We start from the raw sequence: 8,215 nt of genomic DNA, 5'->3' as shown, positions 1-8,215 counted from the left end.
GATCGACTTCAGCCCCGGCACACCGGTCTGCACCCGGATCGACTTGTAGCCGAGCTCCTGGTGGTGCCGGATCGAGTCGAACAGCTCGGGCAGCTCCTTGCCCGAGGCGTGCCCGTACGCCATCAACCCGGTCCGGGACGCCCCACCGAGCAGCTGGTACACCGGCATCCCCGCGACCTTGCCCTTGATGTCCCACAACGCCATGTCCACAGCAGCGATCGCAGCCATCGTCACCGGACCACGACGCCAGTACGACGACCGGTAGAGGAACTGCCACGCGTCCTCGATCCGGCTCGCGTCCCGTCCGACGAGCAGCGGGACGACGTGCTCGGACAGGTACGCGGCGACGGCGAGCTCGCGACCGTTGAGCGTCGCGTCGCCGAGACCCGTGACCCCGTCGGCGGTCGTGATCTTCAGCGTCACGAAGTTCCGGTTCGGGCTCGTGACGATGACCTCGGCCCGGTCGATCAGCTGCCCTCGGTCGGCCGACGCCCACGTGTCCGGACGCCCGGCGGTGGGATCGGTCGCGGCGCCGGCATCGTCGGCGCCGGGCACCGGGGCCGCGGGGTTCGTGGTGGTGTCGGTCATGCGGGGACTCCTTCGTCGCTGGTCGTGCGGTCCGCGGCGCTGCGGGCCGTCCGGATGCGGTCGGCCGCTGCGGTGATCGCGGCGACCACGGGGGTGGTGTCGAGATCGGGCGCGATGACGCGCAGCACGTCGTGCACGTCCGAGTCTGGCCCGGGCGCACCGTGGTCGTTCACCAGCTCCGGCTGCCCGGTGATGTGCAACCACCAGGCGGCGATCGCGGTGGCCGCTCCCGGACCGATGCCGGCCGCCGGGTCGCGGTCGAGCCGGTGGCGGAGCACGTCGACGACGCGGACGGGCAGCTTCTCGGACCCGCTCGAGGCGATCTGCCGCAGGGTGTGCCGGATGCGCGGGTTCGCGAAACGGTCGACGAGCGCGGCCCGTGCCTCGCGGACCTCGGGCTCGGGCAGGGGCAGCTCGAGGGCGGCTTCGTCCCAGAGCTGCTCGACAGCGGTGCGGCACACCGGGTCGGCCATCGCCGACGCCACGGTCTCGTGGCCGAGCTGCAGGCCGAGGTACGCGAGCAGGGAGTGGGAGCCGTTGAGGAGCCAGAGCTTCCGCTGTTCGTACGGGGTGACGTCCTCGACGATCCGGACGCCTGCGGTCTCCCACGCCGGCCGGTCGATCCCGGCGAACGCGTCCTCGAGCACCCACTCGGCGAACGGCTCGGTGACGACCGGGATGCGGTCCTCCGGCAGCGCCCCGGGCAGGTCGGCGAGCCCGTCGACGTCCGCCTCGGTGGTGGCCGGCGTGATCCGGTCGACCATGGAGCTCGGGAAGGCGACGTTCGACGCGATCCACGTCCGCAGCTCGTCGTCGGTGACCGCGCCGAGCACGGCCTCGCGCAGGACCTGGCCGTTGTGCGTCAGGTTGTCGAGGCTGACGAGCGCGATCCGGCCCGCGCCGGCGGCACGCCGGGCGTCCAGCCCCGCGACCAACCGCGCGGCCACGTCGGAGCCGGACCGGTACCCGTTCTCGGTGACCGTCAGCGTCACGATGCTCGTCGCCGGGGACGCGACCACGCGCCTCCAGGCCCCGTCGTCGCTGCCCGGGTGGGCGGCCAGGACCACGTCGAGCACCTCGGCTTCGTCGCCGGAAGCGGCGCGGGTGACCAGCGTGTACCGACAGTCCTGCGCCGCGAGCGCCTCAGCCATGTCAGGGGAACGGCCGGTGAACGCGGTGATCCCCCACGGCGCACCGGACGACTCCTGCGTGTACCAGGCGAGGTGCGCGCGCGCGAACGCCCCCACCCCGAGGTGCACGATGCCCGGACGACGCTCGCTCATGCCGACACCGGGACGAGGGACTTCAGGTACGCCAGGTTGTCCGCCGTGCGGGCTTCGAGCGGGAGGTCGGTGGAGAAGTCCTCGACGGTGACCCAGCCGTCGTAGCCGACCTGCCGCAGGGCGTCGAGGTACTCGGACACCGAGGCCTGGCCGGTGCGCAGCGGTGCCCACTCGTTCTGCCAGATCGAGGAACCGTCGGCACGGGTGTCCCCGGTGTCGACCCAGCGGGCGTTCTTCACGTGGGCGTGCGCGAGGTACGGGCCGAGGAGCTCGAACGCCGCGAGGTGGTCCTCCTGCCCCTCGATGACGAGGTTGCCGAGGTCGTGGATGACCCCGACGTGCTCGGGATCGAGCCCGTCGACGAGCCGCAGCGCCGCCGACGCCGAGGGCGTGATCGTCATGTGGTGCAGCTCGACGAGGGCCTTCACGCCGAGCTCGGTCGCGCGCGACACCGCCCACTCCAGGTCCACGCGGGTGCGGTCGAAGATCTGCGCGTAGGTCTCGCCGGTACGCTCCTTCTCCGCCCGGTACACCGGCATCGAGACCCGGACCTGGCGGGCGCCGAGTTCGCTCGTGACGCGGAGCATGGTGTCGACCCCGTCCCGGTTCGAGGCCTGCTGGTAGCCACCGATGCCGGAGTACTCGAGGCCGGCGCCGTCGGTGATCCGTGCGATGTCGCCGACGTGGTCCTCGATGCCGGTGAACTGCCACGTCGACTCGTTGCCCGCCCAGAAGGACCGGGTCGCCGGCACCGGCGCGCCGCCAGCCGGGCGGTCGTCGACGATGCGCCACTCGATGCCGTCCCAGCCCTGCGCGGCGAGGGTCTCCGCCGCCTGCGACGGGGTCCACTCCGGCGTGGAGGCGGTGAACACGGAGAACTTCATCGGACTGCTCCTTCGGTCGCGGTGGAGGCGGCACCGACCACTGGGACGACGTCGTCGTACCTGCCCTCGATCACATCGTCGATGCGGACGGCCTGCCCGAGCGTCGCGCTGACGTAGAGTCCGCGGACGGTGGCGAGTGACACGAGTGCGGCGTCGACGGTCACGCCCGGCTCGCTGCCGGACCGGATCGCGGCGACGATGTCGGCGTACTGCCGACTGTGCCCGGCGACGAAGTGGTCGGGCTCGGCCGGCCCGCCGACGACGTGCTCGGCGGGGACGACGTCGGCCTTCTGGTCGACGGCATCCGCCACCGCGGTGGCGTTCGCGGTGGTCGACGCCGACTCGAGCGTCGCCGAGTCGGGGGCGATGTGGAAGTACGACAGCCGGTCGTCGTCGACGATCGCGGAACCGTGCGTGCCGTAGACGGCGTAGCGAGCGGAGAGACCCGGGTACGCGGCGGTCGTGCAGTGGATGACACCGAGGGCGCCGTTCTCGAACCGGACCGTGGCGACGGCGGTGTCCTCGACCTCGATCCGGTCGTGCGCGAGCAGTGCCGTCTGGGCCGAGATCTCCACCGGACGGCCGAGCGTCCACACCAGCAGGTCGACGGTGTGCACGCCCTGGTTCATCACCGAGCCGCCGCCGTCGAGGTCCCAGGTGCCGCGCCAGTCTCCGGAGTCGTAGTAGCCCTGCGAGCGGTACCAGGCGACGCTCGCGACACCCGAGGTGACGGTGCCGAAGCCGCCGCCGTGTGCCGCCTGGGCCACGGCGACCGACGCCGGGTCGAAGCGGTGCTGGCTGATGACGCTCGTCACCAGTCCGCGTTCGCGTGCCTCCCGCGCCAGGCGGGCGATCTCGCGCGCCCGGGGCATCGTGGTGTCGAGCGGCTTCTCGATCACGACGTGCTTGCCCGCGGCGAGCGCCGCCTCGGCCAGCTGGACGTGCATGCCGGAGGGCGCGCAGATCGCCACGACGTCGATGTCCGTCTCGGCGATGGCCTGCTCGATGGTCTCGGTGGTGACGGGGCGCGCCACGCCCATCGCCTCGATCTCGTCGGCGGCGCTCGTGGCCGCGGCGGGGATCGCGTCGACGAGCGCGACGATCTCGAGGTCGTCGTGCTGGACGGCCACGCGAGCGTGGTGGCGGCCGATGACGCCGGCGCCGACGACGGCCAGCCTGAGGGGTCCGGTGGTGCTGCTCATCGCAGGGTGACTCCGATCTGGTCGGTGAGCTTCCGGAGGGCGCGGCCGGCGCGGCCGAACGCCGCGGGGCCGGAGAACCCTCCGAGGTGGGTGAAGTCGCTGAGGTGCGGTTCGAGGGAGGCGTAGCCGGCGTACCCGGCGTCGCGGAGGGCGGTCAGCGTCTCCACGAGTTCGCCGTCGCCCTCGCCCGCCGGGACGACGGAGGAGTCGGCGGCGAGGGCGTCCTTGACCTGCAGGTAGTCGACGTACGGCGCGAGCTGCGTCCACCCGTCGGTGAACGGCTTGACGCCGCACTGCACGTAGTTCGCGTTGTCCCACGCGAGCCGGAGCGAGGACGATCCGACGCTCTCGACGATGTCGAGCACGCGCGAGGGCACGTCGCCGTAGATGTCCTTCTCGTTCTCGTGCAGGAGCGTGACCCCCTCGCGCGACGCGAGGTCGGCGAGGGCCCGCATCCGGACGAGGACGTCGTCGCGGACGTCTTCCGGCTGCCGTCCCTCGAAGTAGAACGAGAAGATGCGGATGTTGGTGGTACCGAGCGCGTGCGCGGCGGCGATCGCACGTTCGAGGCGGCGCACCTCGTGCTCGACGGGTTCGTCGACGGGCACCTTGCCGATCGGGGAGGCGATGGCGGAAACGTTCTGCCCGCGTTCCTCGAACAGGCGGTGGAGGCCGGCGAGCTGGTCCTCGTCGAGGTCGACGACGTTCACCCCCCATGCGCTGCGGACCTCGATGGCGCTGGCCCCCAGCGCCTGGAGGACCGCCACCTGGATCGCCGGGTCGGCGTCGATCTCGTCGCCGAAGCCGGAGAGCTCCCAACTGAGCTGGGTCATTGCATTCCCTTCGTGAGCGTGGCGCTACTTGACGGAGCCGGCGGTCAAGCCGCCGACCAGGTAGCGCTGGAAGATGAGGTAGAGCGCGACGACCGGGACCGCGCACACGATCGAGGCGGCCATCATCTGGCCGTAGATCGGGACGGCGCCGCCCTCCTGGGTGGTGCCGAGCACCTGCAGGACCACGGCCACCGTGCGGGTGTTCGGCGTCGTGATGATCGTCGAGAACAGGACGTCGTTCCAGCCGAGCAGGAACGCGAAGATCGCCGACACGACGATGCCCGGCCAGGACAGCGGGAGCACGACGCTCCGCAGGATCCGGCCGCTGGACGCGCCGTCGATGCGGGCGGCCTCCTCGAGTTCCTTCGGCAGGCCGCGGAGGTACGTCACCATCACCCAGGTCGAGAACGGCAGGGCGAACGTCAGGTAGGTGACGAACAGGCCCCAGCGGGTGCCGATGATCTGCACACCGGTCGCGCTCGCGATGTTCGAGAACACCACGAACACGGGCAGCAGCAGGAGCGTGCCGGGGATCGACTGCAGGGCGAGGAGCCCGCGGAGGATCGTCAGGCGGCCGAGGAACCGGAAGCGCACGAGCACGTACGCGGTGGACACGGCGAGCGCCGCACTCGCGACGGCGACCGCACCGGCGGTCAGGATGCTGTTGAGCAGACCCGAACCGAGCGCGACGGTCGACCAGATCTCCACGTAGTTCGACAGCGTGAACTCGGAGGGGAAGTACTCGCCGCGAGCGACGGCGACGTCGGAGTTCACCGAGCCGAACAGGATGTAGAGCACCGGGACGGCGATGAACGCGATGATCACGGCGATGACGACGATGAGCAGCCAGCGCGGCAGGAGCCGCGTGACGTCGGTGTCGTACGGGCGCCTCGGTCGGCGGCCACCCGTCCGCGGTGCGATGATGCTCTCGGTGAGCGTGGCGGTCGGACGGGTCTTCGTGGTGCTGAAGGCGCTCATGCTCGGGCTCCGTCGATGTCGGCGACCGCGGCGGGGGCGGCGGCCGCGAGCGTGCGTCGGTCGGCGCGACGCTGCTTCCGGTTGGGTCCCGCGTCGTCACCGGTGTCGAGCTTGACGGCCCGGAGGTAGACGAACAGCGGGATGGCGACGATCACGAGCGAGCAGATCGCCATCGCTGCGGAGAGACCGAAGCGGAACGACTGGAAGCTGGCGATGTACGTCAGGACGGGCATCACCTCGACGCTCGACGGCAACGGGATGCCGAAGAGGACGAACGGCAGGGTGAAGTTGTTGATGTTGTGCAGGATCGCGATGATCACCGCCAGGGACAGCGGCCCGCGGAGGTACGGGAAGATGATGTAGCGCAGCTTCGCCCACCAGGTCACCCCGTCGAGCGCGGCCGCCTCGTGCACCTCGTTGTCGACGGCCTGCAGTCCGGCGAGGGAGAGCAGGTAGACGAACGGCCAGCTCGTCCACACCATGACGCCGGCGAGCGCCCAGTACGAGGCCGAGCCGTTCAGCCAGAGGACGTCGGTGTGCAGGATCGAGTTCACGACGCCCTGCGGCTGGAGCATCGTCCGGAAGAACGTGCCGACGACGAACGCCGGGAGCACGTACGGGATGAGGTAGATCGACCGGACGAGTCCGCGACCCGGGAACCGGTTCTGGGTGGAGATCGCTGCGGCGACGCCGATCGGGACGGTGACCGCGGTGACGAGCACCGAGAGCGACGCCGAGATCCAGACGGAGTGCAGCAGCGGCGAGTTCGTGAACGCCTCGGCGAAGTTCGCGAGGCCGACGAACGGGGCGCTGAACCACTGCCGGAGCGTGTACTGGTCGAGGTCGAGCATCGCGATGTACACGCCCACCAGGAGCGGTACGACGATGACGGCGAGCATGAGGACGCCGCCGGGCAGGAGCATCCAGAGCGGACGCTCGCGCTTGTACAGCGGCGTCTTGCCGTGTGGGCGGACCTGCGTCATCACAGGCCTCCGTTCTTCTGGCGGTTCAACGTGGACTGCGCGTCCTCCTGCGCGTCCCGCAGGCGTTTCCGGAGTTGATCGTCGGTGACCTCGCCGCCCTTGAGCTGCGGGATGGACTGCACGACGACGTCGACGAGGGCCAGCTGGATGTCCGACCAGGCCCCGGTGAACGCGGTCGGCTTGGAGAGCTTGCCGGCGTCGATGATGGGCTTCAGCTGTGGGTTGGCGGCTGCGAGCTGCCCGGCTGCCTCAGCGTTGGTCGGCAGGTTGCCGAAGAGCTTGTAGTACTCGAGCTGGGCCTTCGGCGTGCTGAGCTGCTTGATGAAGTCGAACGACAGGTCCTGCTTCGTGCCGTAGTCGGCCACGACCCAGTTGTCACCCGAGAGGATGCTCGCCGCCTCGATGCCGTTGCTCGGTCGTTCGGTCGCGCCGGGCGGCACGGTCGGCAGCAGGGCGAACTCGTACTTCCCGTCGACCGGGGTGCCCGTGAAGGAGTTGATCGCCGTGGTGGTCGTCATCGGGAAGAACGCGGCCTTGCCCTCGGTGAACTGCGCGAGCGCCTGCGCGTTGTTCCACCCGATCGCGGCCTTGTCGACGACGCCGTCCTTCGTCACCCAGTCGAAGTAGGTGCGGTAGGCGTTCTGCACCGCCGGGGTGTCGATCTCGGCCCTCCCGCTCTTCGACACGATCGTGTTGCCGGCGTTCTGCGCCATGCCCCAGATGAACTTCCACGGGTCGAAGCCGTCGGCGTAGGCGATCGCCATGCCGTGGTGGTCACCGGTGGTCGTGGCCTTCGCGTCCTCGGTGAGTTCGTCCCAGGTCGTGGGCATCGAGTCGATGCCGGCCTGCGCGAGCAGCTCCTTGTTGACCGCCATCACGAACGGGCGGCTGGCGAACGGGATGCCGATCTGCTTCGAGGTGCTCGGGCCGGAGATGCCGAACGACGCCGGATCGAACTGGTCCTTCCCGCCGACGGCCTTCCACTCCTTCTTCCCCATCTCGACGAACGCGCCGGTGGCGTACGCGGTGGGGGTGAACGTGCTGCCGATCGCGTAGACGTCGGGACCCTGCCCGGAGATGACGCTCGTCTGGATCGCGGTGAGCTCCTCCTGCGCGGAGGCGTAGGTCTCCCACTGGACGTTCGCTCCGGTGGTGCGCTTGAACTCGGCGGCGACGTCCTGCTGCCACTGCTTGCGTTCCTTGGGGTAGGTGGTGTCCGCGCCCATCATGACGCGGAGGGTGTTCGGGTCGTCGCCGCTGCCGTTCACCACAGCGCATCCCTGCAGGGACAGTGCGGCGAGGGCGACCACGGCCACGGCACCGATCAGGGTGCGTGTCCTGAGTCTTCCTGTGCTCATGCGGGGGTTTCCTCCTCGAGACCTCCACCCGGGAGCGACGCTGCATCCCGGGCACCGGGCTGCGTTGCCTCCGGCGTGGCCACCACTGTTCCGCGTTGGCAACACT

8 protein-coding genes are annotated in these 8,215 nt (G+C 70.2%); all 8 read right to left on the bottom strand.

Going from position 1 to position 8,215, the window contains the following annotated elements; genetic code table 11:
- On the bottom strand, nucleotides 1–588 hold a 588-nt coding region (locus HP507_RS01240; protein ID WP_478219498.1), incomplete at its 3' end, for an enolase-like domain-containing protein.
- The gene (locus tag HP507_RS01235; protein WP_175350055.1) at nucleotides 585–1,871 is read right to left on the bottom strand and encodes a mannitol dehydrogenase family protein; all 1,287 of its coding nucleotides are present in this window, start codon (nucleotides 1,869–1,871) and stop codon (nucleotides 585–587) included. The genes HP507_RS01240 and HP507_RS01235, both read right to left, overlap by 4 nt.
- Nucleotides 1,868–2,755 carry a sugar phosphate isomerase/epimerase family protein gene (locus tag HP507_RS01230; RefSeq protein WP_175350054.1) on the bottom strand — a complete coding sequence of 296 codons (888 nt, stop codon included), beginning with the start codon at nucleotides 2,753–2,755 and terminating at the stop codon, nucleotides 1,868–1,870. Before HP507_RS01230 ends, HP507_RS01235 begins: the two co-directional genes overlap by 4 nt.
- Entirely contained in the window at nucleotides 2,752–3,957 is a 1,206-nt protein-coding gene (locus HP507_RS01225; protein WP_175350053.1) for a Gfo/Idh/MocA family protein, read from the bottom strand. Before HP507_RS01225 ends, HP507_RS01230 begins: the two co-directional genes overlap by 4 nt.
- Nucleotides 3,954–4,790 carry a sugar phosphate isomerase/epimerase family protein gene (locus tag HP507_RS01220; RefSeq protein ID WP_175350052.1) on the bottom strand — a complete coding sequence of 279 codons (837 nt, stop codon included), beginning with the start codon at nucleotides 4,788–4,790 and terminating at the stop codon, nucleotides 3,954–3,956. The genes HP507_RS01225 and HP507_RS01220 overlap by 4 nt, the downstream gene beginning before the upstream one ends.
- A gap of 24 nt (nucleotides 4,791–4,814) precedes the next feature.
- Nucleotides 4,815–5,768, bottom strand: a complete 954-nt coding sequence (locus tag HP507_RS01215) for a carbohydrate ABC transporter permease (protein WP_254700866.1) — start codon at nucleotides 5,766–5,768, stop codon at nucleotides 4,815–4,817.
- Entirely contained in the window at nucleotides 5,765–6,751 is a 987-nt protein-coding gene (locus HP507_RS01210) for a carbohydrate ABC transporter permease (RefSeq protein WP_175350051.1), read from the bottom strand. The genes HP507_RS01215 and HP507_RS01210 overlap by 4 nt, the downstream gene beginning before the upstream one ends.
- Nucleotides 6,751–8,109, bottom strand: coding sequence for an ABC transporter substrate-binding protein (locus HP507_RS01205; RefSeq protein WP_175350050.1), 1,359 nt, complete (start codon nucleotides 8,107–8,109; stop codon nucleotides 6,751–6,753). Before HP507_RS01205 ends, HP507_RS01210 begins: the two co-directional genes overlap by 1 nt.
- Between the last annotated feature and the right edge of the window lie 106 nt (nucleotides 8,110–8,215).

The sequence above is a fragment of the Curtobacterium pusillum genome (genome assembly GCF_013359865.1).
Taxonomy (GTDB): domain Bacteria; phylum Actinomycetota; class Actinomycetes; order Actinomycetales; family Microbacteriaceae; genus Curtobacterium; species Curtobacterium pusillum.
Note: the sequence above shows the minus strand (reverse complement) of the source record. Positions and strands in the feature narration are given on the sequence as shown.